This is a genomic window from Pseudomonas sp. MWU13-2100, assembly GCF_023242365.1.
GTDB lineage: Bacteria > Pseudomonadota > Gammaproteobacteria > Pseudomonadales > Pseudomonadaceae > Aquipseudomonas.
In genome coordinates this window covers 22288-41086 of record NZ_JALLIX010000003.1, presented here as the reverse complement: position 1 = coordinate 41086, position 18799 = coordinate 22288, and the positions used below count along the sequence as shown (strand labels likewise).

The 18799-nt window shown below is 62.1% G+C and carries 16 protein-coding genes; 9 read left to right on the top strand and 7 right to left on the bottom strand.

Annotation, left to right across the window (positions count from 1 at the left end; translation table 11 throughout):
* Window positions 1-108 precede the first annotated feature (108 nt).
* The 3 genes from M5B99_RS03180 to M5B99_RS03170 all read right to left on the bottom strand — a co-directional run bounded on the left by M5B99_RS03180 (window position 109) and on the right by M5B99_RS03170 (window position 4406).
* Window positions 109-2694: a TonB-dependent receptor gene (locus tag M5B99_RS03180; RefSeq protein ID WP_248802614.1), complete on the bottom strand. Its 2586-nt coding sequence runs from the start codon at window positions 2692-2694 to the stop codon at window positions 109-111.
* A gap of 118 nt (window positions 2695-2812) precedes the next feature.
* Window positions 2813-3778, bottom strand: coding sequence for a FecR family protein (locus tag M5B99_RS03175; protein WP_412548688.1), 966 nt, complete (start codon window positions 3776-3778; stop codon window positions 2813-2815).
* 109 nt (window positions 3779-3887) lie between these two features.
* Entirely contained in the window at window positions 3888-4406 is a 519-nt protein-coding gene (locus M5B99_RS03170) for an RNA polymerase sigma factor (protein WP_248802613.1), read from the bottom strand.
* Window positions 4407-4819: 413 nt separating this feature from the next.
* On the opposite strand from M5B99_RS03170, the gene M5B99_RS03165 reads away from it, so the two are divergent.
* Window positions 4820-5245, top strand: coding sequence for a hypothetical protein (locus M5B99_RS03165; protein WP_248802612.1), 426 nt, complete (start codon window positions 4820-4822; stop codon window positions 5243-5245).
* Window positions 5246-5525: 280 nt separating this feature from the next.
* Here M5B99_RS03165 and M5B99_RS03160 read toward each other — a convergent pair whose 3' ends face one another.
* The 3 genes from M5B99_RS03160 to gap all read right to left on the bottom strand — a co-directional run bounded on the left by M5B99_RS03160 (window position 5526) and on the right by gap (window position 7609).
* Window positions 5526-5816: a nucleotidyltransferase family protein gene (locus M5B99_RS03160; protein ID WP_248802611.1), complete on the bottom strand. Its 291-nt coding sequence runs from the start codon at window positions 5814-5816 to the stop codon at window positions 5526-5528.
* Between the two features lie 291 nt (window positions 5817-6107).
* Window positions 6108-6572, bottom strand: coding sequence for a methylglyoxal synthase (locus tag M5B99_RS03155; RefSeq protein WP_248802610.1), 465 nt, complete (start codon window positions 6570-6572; stop codon window positions 6108-6110).
* Between the two features lie 35 nt (window positions 6573-6607).
* Complete coding sequence (gap, locus tag M5B99_RS03150; RefSeq protein ID WP_248802609.1) at window positions 6608-7609, bottom strand: type I glyceraldehyde-3-phosphate dehydrogenase; 1002 nt, start codon at window positions 7607-7609, stop codon at window positions 6608-6610.
* 212 nt (window positions 7610-7821) lie between these two features.
* On the opposite strand from gap, the gene edd reads away from it, so the two are divergent.
* From edd to M5B99_RS03130, 4 genes are all read left to right on the top strand, one after another.
* Window positions 7822-9648 carry a phosphogluconate dehydratase gene (edd, locus tag M5B99_RS03145; protein ID WP_248802608.1) on the top strand — a complete coding sequence of 609 codons (1827 nt, stop codon included), beginning with the start codon at window positions 7822-7824 and terminating at the stop codon, window positions 9646-9648.
* Window positions 9645-10622, top strand: coding sequence for a glucokinase (locus tag M5B99_RS03140; protein ID WP_248802607.1), 978 nt, complete (start codon window positions 9645-9647; stop codon window positions 10620-10622). The genes edd and M5B99_RS03140 overlap by 4 nt, the downstream gene beginning before the upstream one ends.
* A 318-nt stretch (window positions 10623-10940) precedes the next feature.
* Window positions 10941-11672 (top strand): response regulator, encoded by a 732-nt coding sequence (locus M5B99_RS03135; RefSeq protein WP_121134094.1) that lies wholly within the window; start codon window positions 10941-10943, stop codon window positions 11670-11672.
* The gene (locus M5B99_RS03130) at window positions 11662-13122 is read left to right on the top strand and encodes an ATP-binding protein (RefSeq protein WP_248802606.1); all 1461 of its coding nucleotides are present in this window, start codon (window positions 11662-11664) and stop codon (window positions 13120-13122) included. The genes M5B99_RS03135 and M5B99_RS03130 overlap by 11 nt, the downstream gene beginning before the upstream one ends.
* Here the strand turns inward: M5B99_RS03130 and M5B99_RS03125 are convergent.
* Window positions 13091-13735: an AP2/ERF family transcription factor gene (locus M5B99_RS03125; protein WP_248802605.1), complete on the bottom strand. Its 645-nt coding sequence runs from the start codon at window positions 13733-13735 to the stop codon at window positions 13091-13093. The genes M5B99_RS03130 and M5B99_RS03125 overlap by 32 nt on opposite strands.
* A gap of 483 nt (window positions 13736-14218) precedes the next feature.
* On the opposite strand from M5B99_RS03125, the gene M5B99_RS03120 reads away from it, so the two are divergent.
* The 4 genes from M5B99_RS03120 (at window position 14219) to M5B99_RS03105 (ending at window position 18798) form a co-directional block, all read left to right on the top strand.
* On the top strand, window positions 14219-15463 hold the full coding sequence (locus M5B99_RS03120; RefSeq protein WP_248802604.1) for an AGE family epimerase/isomerase: 1245 nt from the start codon (window positions 14219-14221) through the stop codon (window positions 15461-15463).
* A 144-nt stretch (window positions 15464-15607) separates the two neighbouring features.
* The gene (locus tag M5B99_RS03115; RefSeq protein WP_248802603.1) at window positions 15608-16894 is read left to right on the top strand and encodes an ABC transporter substrate-binding protein; all 1287 of its coding nucleotides are present in this window, start codon (window positions 15608-15610) and stop codon (window positions 16892-16894) included.
* Window positions 16895-17051: 157 nt separating this feature from the next.
* On the top strand, window positions 17052-17960 hold the full coding sequence (locus M5B99_RS03110; RefSeq protein ID WP_248802602.1) for a carbohydrate ABC transporter permease: 909 nt from the start codon (window positions 17052-17054) through the stop codon (window positions 17958-17960).
* Window positions 17953-18798, top strand: coding sequence for a carbohydrate ABC transporter permease (locus M5B99_RS03105; protein WP_218225410.1), 846 nt, complete (start codon window positions 17953-17955; stop codon window positions 18796-18798). The genes M5B99_RS03110 and M5B99_RS03105 overlap by 8 nt, the downstream gene beginning before the upstream one ends.
* The last annotated feature ends 1 nt before the right edge of the window (window position 18799 follow it).

Below are 18799 nucleotides of genomic sequence, written 5' to 3'. Positions count from 1 at the left end.
TGTCCTTGAGAATGAGAAGCGCTGTTTGACTAGACGAATCAGAAGACGCGCGACAGTAAAAAAACTCACCCCGCGCGGTGAAGTCCGCCCGGGTGAGGTGCGGCTTGATCAGATATCCCAGATCAGGTTGACCGAGAAATTGCGCCCCGGCGCGGTCAGGCGCTCGAGGTTGGCCGGGTTCAGCACACCGGCTTCGCCGACGCTGTCGTAGCCGCGCACGTCATCCCAGTTCCAGTACTTCTTGTCGGTCAGGTTGTAGAGACCGGCATTGACGGTGATGTCATGGGTGACCCTGTAGTAGCCGGTCAGGTCCAGCAGGCCATATCCCGGGGTCTTGAACTGCTCGCCCTTGCCGTCCGGCGAGAAGAAGTTGCTGCTGTCGACGCTGTTCTTGCGTTGCACCAGGGTCCAGCTCAACAGGCCGCCGTAGTTGTCCTGGTCGTAGCCCAGGCCCATGACGGCGGTGAGCGGGTTGACACTGTTGAGTGGCTGCCCGGTGTCGTTGTTGCGACCGTAGGCATAGGCCAGGGAGCCCTTGCTGTAGAGACCCTGCGGCGCACCGAAGGCATCCAGGTTGAGACGACCCTTGAGCTCGGCACCCTTGATGGTGGCGTGCCGGATGTTGTTGCTCTGGAAGGTCAGCTCGCTGTAGCCGGGGGCGATGGCGTCTTCATTGATGAAGTCGCGGTACTGGTTGTAGAACACCGCCAGATCAAAGGACCCGGCGTCGAACTTGCCGTGCAGGCCGGTCTCGTAGCTCTTGCTCTTTTCCGGTTGCAGGTTCGGGTTGGGCGCGACCTGATAGCCAGTGCTCAGGTTCTGGAAACGACCGTACAAGGCCTTGGCCGACGGGGTGCGGAAACCTTCGGCGTACTGGCCGTACCAGGTGTACTGGTCGCTCAGGGCGTAGGTCAGGCCGAACTTGGGCGAGACGCGATGCCAGGTCTTGTTGGAACCGTCGACGGCGCCGCCGCCCGCCGCGGCGATGGTGTTGATGAACTCCTGGGTGATATGCGGCTTGAGCTGGGTGTAGTCATAGCGCAGACCCGGCAGGAAGGTCCATTGGTTCCAACTGATCTGGTCCTGGGCGAACAGGCTGTAACTGTCGATGGTCGGGTCCGGGAAGTCGCTGGACTTGACCAGGCGATCGGACGGACTGTCGGCGCCCACGGCGGTACAGCCCCGGCCCACGGCCAGACAGACCCCGGAACCGCTGCGCGAACCGGTGATTTCCTGCTGCTTGATGGTGGTGCCGTAGGTCAGCAGGTGATCGGTTGCACCGATATTGAAGGCCTTGTCGGCCTGGGCATCGAAGACCCACTGCTTTTCTTCGTAGACCGTATCGCGGCTGCGCAGGACGTTACGAGTGAACGGGAAGTAGTTTTCCAGGGTGCTCTGGTCGGTCTTGGCGATCTGGTAGTTCAGGCTCAGCTTGACGTGATCGGCCACGGCATTGTCCAGGCCGAAGCTGTTCTCGATGCCGAAGCGTTCACGACTGATGGTGTCGTTGCCGGTGCGCGAGCGGTACATGCCCAGCGGCTGTCCGACGTTGAACGGGCCGCCGACGGCGCTGCGCTGGTTGGTATCGACTGAGTCCTTGTAGCGCTCGTAGGTCAGGCCCAGGCGCGAGTCGTCGTGGTAGTTCCAGCCGAGCTTGGCCAATACGTTGGTGGCACGGGCTTTCTCCGGGTTCGCGGCGGTGCGGTTCAGGCCGTCACCGCCGGTATCGCCATAGGACTCGGTCTGGCGTCCGTTGCGCTGGCTCAGGTGCAGCAAACCGTCGAAATCACCGCTGCGGCCGGCGACGGTGCCGGAGGTCAGCCAGCTGTCATCGACGGAACTGTAGCCGCTCTTCAGGCGGGCGCCGACGTCCTGGCCCGGCTTGATGATGTCGTCCGGGTCGAGGGTGTAGTAGCTCACGGCGCCGCCGATGGCGTTGCTGCCGTAGAGCACCGAGGCCGGGCCGCGGAGGATCTCCACGCGCTTGACGATTTCCGGATCGACGTAATTGCGCTGAGTGTTGGCGTAGGGTCCGTTGAAGAAACTGTCGGGAATCTCGACGCCGTCGACCTGGGTCAGGATCCGGTCGCCGTCGATGCCGCGAATGTTGTAGTTGCTGATGCCACCGCCACGCTGGCCGGTACCGCCGACCGAGACACCGGGTTCGTCCCGCACCAGTTGCTTGAGGGTGTTGACGTTCTGGCGGTCGAGTTGCTGGCGACCCTTCACCGTCACGGTATTGGGCACCGAGTTGACGTCCTGCTCCTGGCGGGTGGCGCTGATGGTCACCTGCTCCAGGTTCAGGGTGCTGCCGCTGGCGCGTTTTTCCAGGACGATGCTGTTGTCGCCGACTTTGCGGTAGCTCAGGTTGGTGCCGACCAGCAGGCGCTCAAGGGCCTTTTCCGGCGGCAGTGCGCCGCGTACGCCCGGCGAGGCCACGCCCTGGCCGAGTTCGGCGGGCAAGCCGACCTGCCAGCCGGTGATCGAAGTGAAGGCGTTGAGCGCCGAGACCAGGGGTTGTTGCGCGATCGAGAAACTGTAATTGCCCAGGCTCCTGGCCGGTTGTTCGGCGCTACCGGCGGCCAGCACTGGCGTTGCTTGTGCACCGGCCAGCAGGATGGCTGCGGTCAGCAAGGACAGGGTGCATTGTTGCAGGCCGCCAGTGCGGGTCTTGGAGGTAAAACGAGTGGGCATCGATAGCGCTCCCGGGTGGACGAATCGTTATAGGTGTTGCGTGATTCAAAGTGAGAATAAATCGCATTAGATATAACGAGACGAATCACCTGGAGCTATCGCGTAAAAATAATTGTTCTCAGTTGAGAATCACCAGCGCGGGGTACTCCGAAACCTTGGCGGACGTGATCTGGGCCAGGGAGCGGACCACGTCCAGGGGCTTGTCCAGACGGTAGTTGCCGGTGACGGCAACCTGGGCCAGGTGCTCGTTGTTGTTGACGATCCAGCCGGGGTAATAGCGCCGCAGTTCGGCCAGGACCTGGCCCATCGGGCAATTTTCGAACACCAGGCGGCCCTGGACCCAGGCCAGGTCCTTCTGCGCATCGAGCTTTTCCGGGCGGCCGAAGCCATGGGGCCCGACCTTTACGCTGTTGCCGGCGGAGAGACGCAGGCGCGCGCTGTCGTCGAGGGTGCGCAGGTCGACATCGCCGCGCTGGACTTGCACCTGGGCTTCGCCGTCGAGGTAACGCACGGCAAAGCTGGTGTCGCTGACACTGGCACGGACCGGTCCGGCATCGACTTCCAGAGGGTGTTCGCGCTCGGCGGCGACCTCGAAGAAGGCCTCGCCCTTGTACAGCCGGGCCTTGTGCTGGCGGCCGCTGAAGTTGCTGGAGAACGCCGAATTGGTATTGAGCAGGACTTTCGAGCCGTCCTCGAGTTGCAGGTGCTGGCGCTCGCCGGCCACGGTCAGGTGATCGGCCTGCAGGCGCAGGGGCAGATTGCTGTAGCTGCCGATGGCGATCAGCAGCACGGCGGCGGTGGCCAGGGGTTTCCAGTGTGGGCGCAGGTGTCGCAGCAGTGACGGGCGCCGCCGTTTTTGCAGGACCTGGGCGGCGGCGAACACAGGCGGCGCGTTCCAGGCGCCGCTGGCGCGGGCATAGGCCTGGGCATGGCGCGGGTCGGCGGCCAGCCAGGTGTCGAAGGCGGCCTGCTGCTCGGCGCTCGGGCACTCCATCAGGATCAGCCAGTCCAATGCCTGGTCCATGGCTGCGTCATGGGGCACCGGTCCGGAGGCGGAGGAGGGCAGGTCTTGGCTGTCTGTCACGGGTGTTCCTCGGCGCGTTTGCCACGGTCTGGTTCAACGATCTTATGATTTGCCGCGATACCGCTGTAGTGCTTTTGCGCGGACTGTCCACGCGCTCAGGCGCCAGAGCTTAAGGGCGATCCAGGCGTTCGGCCACACCGACACAGATCGCCATGATCAGCTTGAGTTCTTTTTGCACGGTGCTCAGGGACACATCGAGCTCGTCGGCGATCTCCTGGTAGCTGCAGCCGTGGAGGCGGCTGAGGATGAATATCTGCTGCTGGCGGGCACTCAACTGGCCGAGGCTGACGCTCAGGCGCTTGAGCATCTGTTCGGCATGGGCGGCGTCTTCCGCCGTGCTCAGGGGCGCGGCGATATTTTGCATCACGTCCAGCGGCACGTCGTCTATCAGGGTGCGCGACTGGATACGCAGCGCACGCAGATGGTCCAGCGCCAGGTTACGGGCGGTCTGGAAGACAAAGGGCTCGAGGTGATCCACCGGGCGTTCGTTCAGGGCGCGGGTGACCCGCAGGTAGGTTTCCTGCAGCAGGTCCTCGGCGGTGCTGGGGTTGTTGACCATGCGCTGCAAGGTCCGCAGCAGTGTGACACGCTGGGCGAGGAAGACAGTATTGAAGTGGGACTGACTCACGGAAGCACCGGACCGATTGCAAGCGAATGATAATGCTTATCATCTACCTTGCAGGTCAAGTCCTAATGTATTTCGCCGTCGGTGCATCGCACCTACAGAAAGGCCAAATGGACTTCGAAAATATCTAACATTTCCTACGAGCTTCGGGCGTGGGAGAATATTGCGCGCGCAAGAGGTGAACGCTAAGTTGGGCTGTCGCTGCAAATTCAGCGATATGGGTTTTGCAGCCCGTCTCAGCAAAGGCGCACAGCGCCGCGAAAGCGGTATTTTTGTGCTCGCTTCATGGCGGGCTGTGCGCAGGAGGCTTCGGCCTGCCGGTTCCTTTGCTCCGGTCTGCAAACCTGTGTACGGCTCGCCACCTTTCGTTTTGCAGCGTGGATGACGAGCTCCTAACCCAGCAAAGGAGTTTCACCATGACCAAGAAGATCACCCCCGATCCGCCGACCGTTCGCAATGCTCTCAGCATGGCTGACAGGGCGATGTATCTGCGTAAAGTCTCTGATGAGCCTTCAACTGAGCCGACCCCGGAAGATACGCCTCGTTTGCTCGATACCCTCGCGTTCACCTGCTCCAAACCCGTCATCCCCGAAGCCCCGTACAAGCCCACGTTATTTGCCATCCAACCAGGCATCAACGCCCAGGACGCGCTGACCTACGTTTCCAATCTGCTCGAAACGGCGGAACTCAACGGCGACGAAATCAGCCTGCATACCAACCCCGTCGAGCGGGCGTTGTTCTGGGGCATGCTGCATTCGGTGGAAGTGGCGCGTGCGGTGGTGGACGCGTTGCTGGACGGTTCGCGCGCATCTGATTCCGCCTCGCCTACATCGGAGAGTTGATAGGCGAAAATGGAAAAGCCCGCAAAGGCGCAATGTTGTTCACCCAAGAGGTGAGGTCGAACACTGTCTTGTGGCGAGCGGGCTTGTCGGAACGCCGCACCGCCGCTCTGGGGCGCGAAGCGGCCCTAAAACCGGCGAATCCGGTGCATCAGGTAGACCGAGGTGGCCGGGAGGTTTTACGACTGCTTCGCAGCCGAGCGCGGGCAAGCCCGCTCGCCACAAAACTAGACCAGGCTTGAGATCATTCTTAAGTGAGCGGCATTGCGTCAAAGGTGGGCTTTCATAGTGGCTGAGCTTCTGCGAGCACCTTGGCTCGAAACTTCGGTGGCAGATCGGCTGGGGTCAGCAGATCGACGTGGATACCAAGCAGCGATTCCAGCTCATCTTGCAGCCCGCCCAGATCGAATAACGTCGTGCCGGGCGGGGCGTCGACCAGCAGATCAAGGTCGCTACCTTCCTGGTCAGTGCCGTGCAGCACTGAGCCAAAAATACGGGGATTCGATATGTGGAAACGACTCATCGCTTCGCGTACCGCACTGCGTTTCATATCGAGTGCTACAGATGGTCTCATGGTCAGCATCACCTTTGCTGGGCAGCCCTTCATTCGACTGAAACCGATAGGCCAAAACGAAAAAAGCCCACCAGAGGTGGGCTTTCAACATTTCGTATGTCCCCCGGCGAAATCAATGCTTGCAGCATTTGAGCCCTGTCCGGGTGGATAATGGAGCAAATCCTATGGATAAGCGAAGGCCCCGTCAACGGTAAAAAGCGCTGACGTAGCGATGGCAATGTCACATTCACCGCCGCTATCGCTGGCAAGCCAGCTCCTACAGGAGATTGTGTTCAGCATGGCTGACCGACGTTAACGCCGTGCCGCCAGATACGCCTCATAATCCGGCACCCGATACTCATGCGCCTGTTCCATCATCGGGCTGCTGAGCAGGTAGTCGGCGGTGCATTCGTTGCAGGCCACGGGAATGTTCCACACCGCCGCGACCCGCAGCAATGCCTTGATATCCGGGTCATGGGGCTGCGGTTCGAACGGGTCCCAGAAGAACACCAGTATGTCCACTCGCTGCTCGGCGATGCGGGCGCCCAATTGCTGGTCGCCGCCCAACGGGCCGCTGATCATGCTTTCCACCGGCAGGCCTAGGCGCTTGTTCAGCAACAACCCCGTGGTGCCCGTGGCCACCAGCTCATGCTGGGCCAGGCGGTCTTTCTGGCGTTCGGCCCAGTCCAGCAAGAACACTTTGCAATGGTCATGGGCCACCAGGGCGATGCGCTTGCGCGCCGCCATGGTGGCCTGGGTAAAGCTGATCCCTATCATCGGTTCCTGCTCCACACCTGTTCCTCGTTCCGCATTTATTCGGCGTTGCACAGCGCCAGGCAGTTATCCAGCATGCGGTTGGAGAAACCCCACTCGTTGTCGTACCAGGCCAGGACCTTGAGCAGCTTGCCGCTGGCCTTGGTGTGGTTGGCGTCGAAGATCGACGACAGCGGGTTGTGGTTGAAGTCGCTGGAAACCAGCGGCAGGGTGTTGTAACCCAGGATCTTCGAATGCTGGCTGGCTTCCTTGAGCAGGGCGTTGACTTCTTCAGCCGTGGCCTCGCGCTTGAGTTGCACGGTCAGGTCCACCAGGGACACGTTGATCACCGGCACACGTACGGCCATGCCGGTCAGCTTGCCCGCCAGTTCCGGCAGCACCAGGCCCACGGCTTCGGCGGCGCCGGTCTTGCTCGGGATCATGTTCTGGGTCGCCGAGCGCGCGCGGTACGGGTCGGTGTGGTAGACGTCGGTCAGGTTCTGGTCGTTGGTGTAGGCGTGGATGGTGGTCATCAGGCCACTTTCGATGCCCAGTTCGCGGTGCAGCACCTGGGCCACCGGGGCCAGGCAGTTGGTGGTGCACGACGCGTTGGAAATGATCTGGTGCGATTGGCGCAGGATGTCATGGTTGACCCCGTACACCACGGTGGCATCGGCGCCTTTGGCCGGTGCGGAAATAATGACTTTGCGGGCGCCGGCAGTCAGGTGCGCGGCAGCCTTGGCACGGTCGGTGAACAGACCGGTGCATTCGAACACCACGTCGATCTTCTCGGCGGCCCAGGGCAGTTCGGCCGGATTGCGGATCGCGCTGACCGAGATACGGTCACCGTTGACGGTCAGGCTTTCATTGTCATGTTCTACGCTGGCATCGAAGGTGCCGTGAACCGTGTCGAACTTGAGCAGGTGAGCATTGATGGCGCTGTCGCCCAGGTCGTTGATGGCGACGACCTGCAGGTCCTGGCGGTAACCTTGGGTATAGAGTGCACGCAGGACGTTGCGGCCGATGCGGCCAAAACCGTTGATTGCGATTCGTAGAGTCATTTAGGGACGCGCCTTCCATAGATTTGTTGTTGGAATTACAAGATTATTCGCATAAAAATAGAAAACAAGCCTTTTTAGTGGCAATATTTTGTTTTATCTACAACGAGTGACCTGAATCAACGGGTCTGGATGATTGAAAAGCCCCGTCACACGAGGCTTTCGGTCAGCTTGGAACCACAGGTCGCCACATCCGTTAGCCTGGAGTTCTACACATGCATCCCCGCGTTCTTGAGGTCACCGAACGGCTTGTCGCCCGCAGCCACGCCACTCGCCAGGCGTATCTGGCACTGATTCGCGGTGCCGCCAGTGACGGCCCGATGCGCGGCAAGCTGCAATGCGCGAACTTCGCCCACGGCGTGGCCGGCTGCGGCACCGACGACAAGCAGAGCCTGCGGCTGATGAACGCCGCCAACGTGGCGATCGTGTCGTCCTATAACGACATGCTCTCCGCGCACCAGCCTTACGAAACCTACCCGCAACAGATCAAGCAGGCCCTGCGCGAGATCGGCTCGGTCGGTCAGTTCGCCGGTGGCGTGCCGGCCATGTGCGATGGCGTGACCCAGGGTGAGCCGGGTATGGAGCTGGGCATCGCCAGCCGCGAAGTGATCGCGCTGTCCACCGCCGTGGCCTTGTCCCACAACATGTTCGACGCGGCGATGATGCTCGGCATCTGCGACAAGATCGTGCCCGGCCTGTTGATGGGCGCCTTGCGCTTCGGTCACCTGCCGACCATCTTCGTCCCCGGCGGGCCGATGGTCTCGGGGATTTCCAACAAGGAAAAAGCCGACGTGCGCCAGCGTTACGCCGAAGGCAAGGCCAGCCGCGAGGAGCTGCTGGAGTCGGAGATGAAGTCCTACCACAGCCCCGGCACCTGCACCTTCTACGGCACCGCCAACACCAACCAGTTGCTGATGGAAGTCATGGGCCTGCACTTGCCGGGCTCCTCCTTCGTCAACCCGAATACCCCGCTGCGCGATGCCCTGACCCGCGAAGCGGCGCACCAGATCACCCGCCTGACCAAACAGAGCGGCAGCTTCATGCCCTTGGGTGAGATTGTAGACGAGCGTTCGCTGGTCAACTCCATCGTCGCGCTGCACGCCACCGGCGGCTCGACCAACCACACCCTGCACATGCCGGCGATTGCCCAGGCGGCGGGTATCCAGCTGACCTGGCAGGACATGGCCGACCTCTCCGAGGTGGTGCCGACCCTGTCCCACGTTTATCCGAACGGCAAGGCCGATATCAACCACTTCCAGGCGGCGGGCGGCATGGCCTTCCTGATCCGCGAACTGCTCGAAGCCGGCCTGTTGCACGAAAACGTGAATACCGTCGCCGGCCACGGCCTGAGCCGTTACACCCAGGAGCCGTTCCTGCAGGATGGCGAACTGGTGTGGCGCGACGGCCCGATCGAAAGTCTCGATGAAACCATCCTGCGCCCCGTGGCCCGTGCCTTCTCTCCAGAAGGCGGTCTGCGGGTGATGGAAGGCAACCTCGGACGCGGTGTGATGAAAGTCTCCGCCGTGGCCCTGGAACACCAGGTCGTCGAAGCGCCGGCAGTGGTGTTCGAGGACCAGCAGGACCTGGCCGACGCATTCAAGGCCGGTTTGCTGGAGAAGGATTTCGTCGCGGTGATGCGCTTCCAGGGGCCGCGTTCCAACGGCATGCCGGAATTGCACAAGATGACTCCGTTCCTCGGCGTGTTGCAGGACCGCGGCTTCAAAGTCGCGCTGGTCACCGACGGTCGGATGTCCGGGGCCTCGGGCAAGATCCCGGCGGCCATTCATGTCTGCCCTGAAGCCCATGTCGGTGGTGCGCTGGCGCGGGTCCGCGATGGCGACGTGATTCGCGTGGACGGGGTCAACGGCACCTTGCGGGTGCTGGTGGACGATGCCGAATTCGCCGCGCGCACGCCTGCGGTCGGCTCGTTGGGTAATAATATCGGCTGTGGCCGTGAACTCTTCGGCTTCATGCGCATGGCCTTCAGCTCGGCGGAGCAGGGCGCCAGCGCGTTCACTTCGGCCCTGGAGCACCTTGAATGAAGTTGGCGTTGGTAGGCGACATCGGCGGGACCAATGCGCGGTTTGCGCTGTGGAAGGACAATGCCCTGGATTCGGTGAAGGTCCTGGCGACCGTCGATCACGCCAGCCCCGAGGAGGCCATCAAGGTCTACCTCGACGGCCTGGGTCTGGCGTTGGGATCGGTCGGCGCGGTGTGCCTGTCGGTGGCCGGTCCGGTGGGCGGCGACGAGTTTCGTTTCACCAATAACCACTGGCGGCTGAGCCGCCGGGCGTTCTGTGAGACCTTGCAAGTCGACGAGCTGTTGCTGGTCAACGACTTTTCCGCCATGGCCCTGGGCATGACCCGGCTCGAGCCGGGTGATTACCGCGTGGTCTGTGAAGGCACGCCGGAGCCGTTGCGCCCGGCGGTGGTGATCGGTCCCGGCACCGGGCTTGGGGTGGGCACTTTGTTGCCCCTGGGCGAGCAGCACTTCATGGCCTTGCCGGGGGAGGGTGGGCATGTCGACCTGCCCCTGAGCAGCCTGCGTGAAACCCAGCTCTGGCAGCATATCCACAGCGAAATCGGCCATGTCAGCGCCGAGACCGCCTTGAGCGGCGGCGGCTTGCCACGGGTCTACCGGGCGATCTGCGCGGTGGACGGGCATGTGCCGGTACTGGAAACCCCGGAATCGATCACCGCGGCCGGCCTGGCCGGTGATCCGATTGCCCGGGAAGTGCTGGAGCAGTTCAGTTGCTGGCTGGGTCGGGTGGCGGGTAATAACGTCCTGACCACGGGCGCGCGCGGTGGGGTGTATATCGTCGGTGGGGTGATCCCACGGTTTGCCGACTTTTTCATCAACAGCGGTTTTGCCAGGAGCTTCGCCGACAAAGGCTGCATGAGCGATTACTTCAAGGGCATCCCGGTATGGCTGGTGACAGCCCCGTATTCCGGGCTGATTGGCGCGGGGGTGGCGTTGCAGCAGGCTTTCGGGCACACCCCGGTGTCGGCGGGTTGAGTAAGGCTTCAGGTAGACGCAATTTTCATTGTGGCGAGCGGGCTTGTCGGAACGCCGCACCGCCGCGCTCGGCTGCGAAGCAGCCGTAAAACCAGGCACCACGGTCTACCTGATACACCGCGATTACCGGTTTTAGGGGCGCTTCGCACCCCAGCGCGGGCAAGCCCGCTCGCCACAGATCTTGGCCAGACTTGATACTGGCTGGTATTCATGGGCTTGTCCGCAAAGGTATTCACCCGGGCAACACTGCTTCACGGCTTAATCGATTAAGGCATAATCCGCATTTCAGTCCTCCCCACAACAACAAGGACGATTTCCGTGAGCGTATTCAGTAAGTCCATTCTCCTGGTCGACGACGATCAGGAAATCCGCGAATTGCTGGACACCTACCTCAGCCGTGCCGGTTTCCAGGTGCGTACCGTCGGCGATGGCGCCGGCTTTCGCCAGGCCCTCAACGATGCCCACAGCGATCTGGTGATCCTCGACGTCATGCTGCCCGACGAAGACGGCTTCAGTCTCTGCCGCTGGGTACGCCAGCATCCGCGCCAGGCCCAGGTGCCGATTATCATGCTCACCGCCAGCTCCGACGAGGCCGATCGGGTCATCGGCCTGGAGTTGGGCGCCGACGATTACCTGGGAAAACCCTTCAGCCCACGGGAACTGCAGGCGCGGATCAAGGCCCTGTTGCGCCGTGCCCAGTTCGGCCAGGAGCGCAACGGCAGCGAGGTCCTGGCCTTCGACGACTGGCGCCTGGATACCGTCAGTCACCGATTGTTCCACACCGACGGCGAAGAAGTGATTCTCTCCGGCGCCGACTTCGCCCTGCTCAAGCTGTTCCTCGATCACCCCCAGGAAATCCTCGACCGCGACACCATCGGCAACGCCACCCGTGGGCGCGACCTGATGCCCCTGGACCGGATCGTCGACATGGCGGTCAGCCGCTTGCGCCAACGCCTTCGCGACACCGAAAAACCGCCGCGGCTGATTCGCACCGTGCGCGGCAGCGGCTATCAGTTGGCGGCCAACGTCACTGCGGCCAATGCTCTCTGAACTGCGCCGGCGCCTGCCGGTTCCGCGCTCGCTGCTGGGCCGCATGTTGCTGCTGACCCTGCTGGCGGTGTTGATCGCCCAGACGTTGTCCAGTGTGATCTGGCTCTCGCAGTTGCGCGCGACGCAGCTCGAAGGCCTGGTCACCAGCGCCCGCAGCCTGGCGCACTCGATGACCGCCAGTGTCAGCTACCTGCGCTCGCTGCCGCTGGCCTACCGCCCGCTGGTGCTCGATCAATTGCGCAGCATGGGCGGCACGCGGTTTGTCGTGACCCTCAATGACAAACCCCTGGATATGCGCCTGTTGCCGGCTACGCCGCGCAAGACCGCGGTGCTCGACGCCGTGCACGAGGTCTTGCGCCAGGCCCTGGGCAACGAGGTGGATATCTCGGTGCAATTCGTCAGCCCCGACGACCTGCGGATCTTCAACGGCGGCCTGAAGCTCGACGAGCTGCCGCGCTCCTGGGCCCACTACGCGCTGACCCTGGAGCCGGTCAATCCGCCGGTGCTGGTGACGCAGATCCAGATGTCCCCCGGCGAATGGCTGTACATCGCCTCCCTGCTGCCGGAGCCTTACACCAGCCTGGAAGAGGAAGGCCTGCCGTCCCAGCAGGTGTGGTTTATCGTCCTCACCAGCAGCTTTCTGCTGTTGTTCATCGGCCTGCTGGTGCACTGGCAGAGCCGACCGCTCAAACGCCTGGCGCGGGCGGCGCGGGACATGTCCCTGGGGGATGCGCAGGTACGGCCGGTGGCCGAGGGCGGTGGCAGCGAAGTGGTGGAGGTGGGGCGGGCGTTCAACGCCATGCGTGAGCGTATCAGCCGCTACCTGACCGAGCGCAGCCAGTTGTTCAGCGCGATTTCCCACGATCTGCGCACGCCCATCACCCGCCTGCGCCTGCGGGTCGAGTTGCTGGAGGACGAGAAACTGCAGCACAAGTTCGGTCGCGACCTCGACGAGCTGGAAATGCTGGTCAAGGGCGCGCTGCAATGCGTGAAGGACACCGATATCCACGAGAACATCGAGCCGGTGGACCTCAACCACGCCCTCGATTGCCTGATCGAACCCTACCTGCCGCCCAACGGCAACGGTCGGGTCACGCTGGAGGGGCGCGCCCACTCGGCCTTTCCCGGCAAGCCACTGGCGCTGCGGCGCTGCATGGGCAACCTGATCGACAACGCCCTCAAATATGGTGACAAGGCCCACCTGCACATCGAAGACGACGAGGAGGCCTTTGTGCTGCATGTCGACGACGAGGGCCCGGGGGTGCCCGAGCAACGTCTGGAGCAGGTGTTCGAACCGCATTTTCGCTTGTCCGGCCAGCAACAGGGCTACGGCCTGGGGCTGGGCATTGCGCGCAATATCGCCCACAGCCATGGCGGCGAAGTGAGCTTGCAAAACCTGCGCGACGGCGGGCTGCGGGTTACTTTGTACTTGCCGCGAAATGCCGACTGATCGACAGGCAGGCCTGTTCCGCACTGATGCTCAGTGCCGGCTCGAGTGCGTCTGGCATGAGGATATCGGCTGAGACCGGCACTTCCCGCGCACGCGCCATGGCCGCACGGATGCGGTGCTCGCGCACGCGGCTGTTGCTCTGGCTGAAGTAGCGCTGCAAGGCTTCCATCGCCTGTTCATAGGGCTCGCCGCACAACGCCAGCTGCCGTTCACGCTCATGCAGCGCCAGGCGCTTGGCCTGTTCTTCACCATGGCGGCGAACACTGAAACTGCGGCTCAGGCAGTAACCGTGAATCCGTGTACTGGCCCGCCAGTAGCCGGTGTTGTTGGTCTCGACCCGGATCACCCCGGGATGCCCGCTGGTGTTGTGGGGCATCAGGCGCTGGCGCTCTTCATAGCTTTGCGAAGGCTGCATTTTCAGTACCAGGGCGTTGCGGTAGGACTCGGCCATGCACCGGGCCGGTTCCTCGCCACCACACTCGGCAAAGTTGAAGACCCCGCCCAGTTGGGCGCCGCCACGTATGACCTCGACCTTCCAGGCACACAGGCCCTGGCCGTTGTAGACCGGGAAAATGCCGCATTGGCGGGGGTTGCGCAGATGGGGGGCAACCATGGATCACACCTCCTTTGGGGCGCTGGACCGGCGCACCTGAAATGAAGAAGTGCAGCAGATTCGCCGAAGTAAAGGAGTGCTTCAATGTGGGAAAAGACGTTAGGGATCGCTCCTACATTGGAAAGGGAAACGGCTTATTCAGCAATTTTCCTACCTTGCGGAGCCTGGCGCCGAAGGATGCTGCCCAGATGGTTTTGTCACTGGTTGGTGACATTTGCGCGGGGCTTCGTGACCTGGCTGCGTGGGATGGCTGGCTAGAATCGCCCGATGACAGGCATTCGTTCCACTGCCGATCAGCCAAGATTGAACACGGTCAGCTGTAGGAGCTGGCTTGCCGGCGATAGCGATGTCACTTTCACCGCCGCCATCGCCGGCAAGCCAGCTCCTACAGGGAGGCCGATGTTTTCAAAGTCGCATTTCCTTATTTGACGGCCTTGGGAATGCGCCTTGTCTTTTGATACTGACAATAAGAAAGGTACTCGGATGAACACCCTTGAACTGCCCTTCAGCAGTTGGCTCAATGCCCCGGCTCATGGTGCCTGGTTGCTCGCCGAAGGCCGGCGATTGCTGGCGTTCGCCAAGGCTTCGCGCCTGGCCGAAGGCTTCGGCAATCTCGACGAGCGCGGGCAACTGGCGGAGGGGGCCATGGCCGAAACCATGAACACCGCGCGCATGACCCACAGTTTCGCGATGGCGCATATCCAGGGGATTCCCGGTTGCCTGGGGCTGGTCGATCACGGTGTCGCCGCCCTGTGGGGCCCGTTGCGCGATGCCACCCACGGCGGTTGGTATGCGGCACCTGATCACCGCGACGGCAACAGTGGCAAGGCCGCCTACCTGCATGCCTTTGTCGCCCTGGCCGCGAGTTCCGCGGTGCTCGCCGGCAGCGCCGATGCCCCGCGGCTGCTGGCCGAAGCGATCCGTGTGCTCGAGACGCATTTCTGGAGCGAGGAGGAGGGCACCCTGTGTGAATCCTTCGTCCGCGATTGGCAGCAGGAAGAAGCCTATCGCGGTGCCAACAGCAATATGCACGGCACCGAGGCCTTTCTCGCCCTGGCCGATGTCACCGGCGACAGTCGCTGGCTGGATCGCGCGTTGCGCATTGTCGAACGGGTGATCCACCATCACGCCGCCGGCAACGATTTCATGGTCATCGAGCACTTCGATCGCCAGTGGCAACCCCTGCGCGAGTACAACCACGACAACCCGGCGGACGGCTTTCGCCCCTATGGCATCACGCCCGGTCACGGTTTCGAGTGGGCGCGGCTGGTGTTGCACCTGGAGGCCGCGCGCCGCCAGGCCGGCCTGCTCACCCCTGGCTGGCTGCTGGACGACGCCCGTGGGCTGTTCGACAGCGCCTGTCGTCATGGTTGGAACGCCGATGGGGCCCCGGGTATCGTCTACACGCTGGACTGGGACAATCGCCCGGTGGTTCGCCAGCGCCTGCATTGGACCCATGCCGAAGCCAGCGCCACGGCCGCCGCCTTGCTCCGGCGCACCGGCGAGGCGCAGTACGAAACCTGGTATCGACGCTTCTGGGATTTCATCGAGCTGCACTTCATCGATCAGGCGCTGGGCAGCTGGCACCACGAACTGGATGAGCACAATCGGCCCGATGCCAAGATCTGGGGTGGCAAACCCGACCTCTATCATGCCTTTCAAGCGGTGCTGCTTCCGGGCCTGCCACTCGCTCCGAGCCTCGCGAGCGCTCTGGCCCGCCAATCCTAGACTGATCACCGCAACGAAAACCATGTAACCATGCGGTGACATTTGCACGTCCCTTCGTTACCTGCGAGGGGCCTTGCCTTGACTAGAATCCCATGCAGCGCAAGCACCAGACTTGCATGCATAACAACAAGAAAGGTACTACAGATGAATTCGATTTCCCGCCTCGCCGCTGTCGTTTCTCTCGCCTCGTTGTTTCCCCTAAGCGCTCTTGCCGCCGACTCGAAAGGGTCCGTGGAAGTTGTCCATTGGTGGACTTCCGGTGGTGAAAAAGCCGCGGTCGATGTCCTGAAAGCTCAAGTTGAAAAAGACGGCTTCACCTGGAAAGACGGCGCTGTAGCCGGCGGCGGCGGTGCCACTGCCATGACCGTGCTGAAAAGCCGTGCCGTGGCCGGTAACCCTCCGGGTGCCGCGCAGATCAAGGGGCCGGACATCCAGGAGTGGGCGTCTACCGGGCTGCTTGACACGGATGTCCTGAAGTCCGTTGCCAAAGATGAGAAATGGGACAGCCTGCTCGACAAGAAAGTCTCCGATACCGTGAAGTACAACGGTGATTACGTGGCCGTGCCGGTGAACATTCACCGCGTCAACTGGCTGTGGATCAACCCTGAAGTCTTCAAGAAAGCCGGTATCGAAAAAGCCCCGACCACCCTCCAGGAATTCTACGCCGCCGGCGACAAGCTCAAGGCCGCGGGCTTCATTGCGCTCGCCCACGGCGGTCAGCCTTGGCAGGATAGCACCGTGTTCGAAGCAGTCGTGTTGTCGGTGATGGGGGTCGATGGCTACAAGAAAGCCCTGGTCGACCTGGACAACGCCGCCCTGACCGGTCCTGAAATGGTCAAGGCGCTGACCGAGCTGAAGAAAGTCGCGACCTACATGGACGTCGACGGTAAAGGCCAGGACTGGAACCTGGAAGCGGCCAAGGTCATCAACGGCAAGGCCGGCATGCAGATCATGGGTGACTGGGCCAAGAGCGAATGGACGGCAGCCAAGAAAGTCGCCGGCAAGGACTACCAGTGCGTAGCCTTCCCGGGCACCGAGAAAGCCTTCACCTACAACATCGACTCCCTGGCGATGTTCAAGCAGAAAGACAAGGGCACCGCGGCGGGCCAGCAGGACATCGCCAAGGTGGTCCTGGGTGAAAACTTCCAGAAAATCTTCAGCATCAACAAGGGCTCGATCCCGGTTCGCAACGACATGCTCCACGAAATGGACAAGCTCGGCTTCGACGAGTGTGCCCAGAAAGCGGCCAAGGACTTCCTGGATGATGCCAAGACCGGCGGCCTGCAACCGAGCATGGCGCACAACATGGCAACCACGTTGGCGGTACAGGGCGCGTTCTTTGACGTAGTGACCAACTACATCAACGACCCGAAAGCCGATCCAGCCGATGCCGCCAAAAAACTCGGCGCAGCGGTCAAGTCCGCCAAGTAGTTTTCAGCAGCGCAGCTCCACCCTGTAGGAGCTGGCTTGCCGGCGATGACGGAATGTCAGTCACGGGATGTACCTACTGACACACCGTCATCACCAGCCAGCCGGTTTCCACAAGGGATCTGCATGTAGTCCTTATTCCCCTGTAGTGGATTTTCCCATGAGTTCTGTTGCTGTGTTCAGCAAAGCCTCGCCGTTCGATGCATTGCAGCGCTGGCTACCCAAACTGGTGCTGGCGCCCAGCATGTTCATTGTCCTGGTGGGCTTCTATGGCTACATCCTGTGGACGTTCGTACTGTCGTTCACCAACTCGACTTTCCTGCCGTCCTACAAATGGGTCGGCCTGGCGCAATACGCGCGGTTGTTCGATAACGACCGCTGGTGGGTGGCGAGCAAGAACCTGGCGCTGTTCGGCGGCTTGTTCATCGGCGTCACCCTGGTGATCGGCGTGCTGCTGGCGGTGTTCCTCGACCAGCGCATCCGTCGCGAAGGTTTCATCCGTACCATTTACCTGTACCCGATGGCGCTCTCGATGATCGTCACCGGTACCGCCTGGAAATGGCTGCTCAACCCGGGCATGGGCCTGGACAAACTGCTACGTGACTGGGGTTGGGAAGGCTTCCGCCTGGACTGGCTGATCGACCCGGACCGTGTGGTCTATTGCCTGGTGATCGCAGCGGTCTGGCAAGCCTCGGGGTTCATCATGGCGATGTTCCTGGCCGGCCTGCGCGGTGTCGATCAATCGATCATCCGTGCCGCCCAGATCGATGGCGCGAGCCTGCCCAGGATCTACTGGAAGGTAGTACTGCCAAGCCTGCGTCCGGTGTTCTTCAGTGCGGTGATGATCCTGGCGCACATCGCGATCAAGAGTTTCGACCTGGTCGCGGCGATGACCGCCGGTGGCCCGGGCTACTCGTCCGACCTGCCGGCCATGTTCATGTATTCCTTCACCTTCAGTCGCGGCCAGATGGGCATGGGCTCGGCCAGTGCGATTCTGATGCTCGGTGCGATTCTCGCGATCATCGTGCCTTACCTGTATTCCGAGCTGAGGACCAAGCGTCATGACTAGTCTTGCCCACAAACCGGCGATCAGCCTGAGTCGCATCGCCATCTACGCGGTGCTGATCCTCGCCGTGCTGCTCTATCTGGTACCGCTGGTGGTCATGCTGTTGACCAGCTTCAAATCACCGGAAGACATCAGCACCGGCAACCTGCTGAGCTGGCCGACGGTGATTACCGATATCGGCTGGGTCAAGGCCTGGGCTACGGTCAACGGCTACTTCTGGAACTCGATCAAGATCACCGTTCCGGCGGTGCTGATCTCCACCGCCATCGGCGCGTTGAACGGCTATGTGCTGTCGATGTGGCGCTTTCGCGGTTCGCAGTTGTTCTTCGGCCTGTTGCTGTTCGGCTGCTTCCTGCCATTCCAGACCGTGCTGCTGCCGGCCTCGTTCACCCTCGGCAAGATGGGCCTGGCCAGCACCACCACGGGCCTGGTGTTCGTGCACATCGTTTACGGCCTGGCGTTCACCACGCTGTTCTTCCGTAACTACTACGTGAGCATTCCCGATGCGCTGGTAAAGGCGGCACGCCTGGATGGCGCGGGTTTCTTCACCATCTTCCGGCTGATCATTCTGCCGATGTCGACCCCGATCATCATGGTCTGCCTGATCTGGCAGTTCACCCAGATCTGGAACGACTTCCTCTTCGGTGTGGTGTTCTCCAGCGGTGATTCGCAGCCGATCACGGTGGCGCTGAACAACCTGGTCAACACCAGTACCGGGGTCAAGGAATACAACGTTGATATGGCAGCGGCGATGATCGCCGGGCTGCCGACCCTGCTGGTCTATGTGGTCGCAGGCAAGTATTTCGTGCGCGGGCTGACGGCCGGCGCAGTCAAGGGGTAAT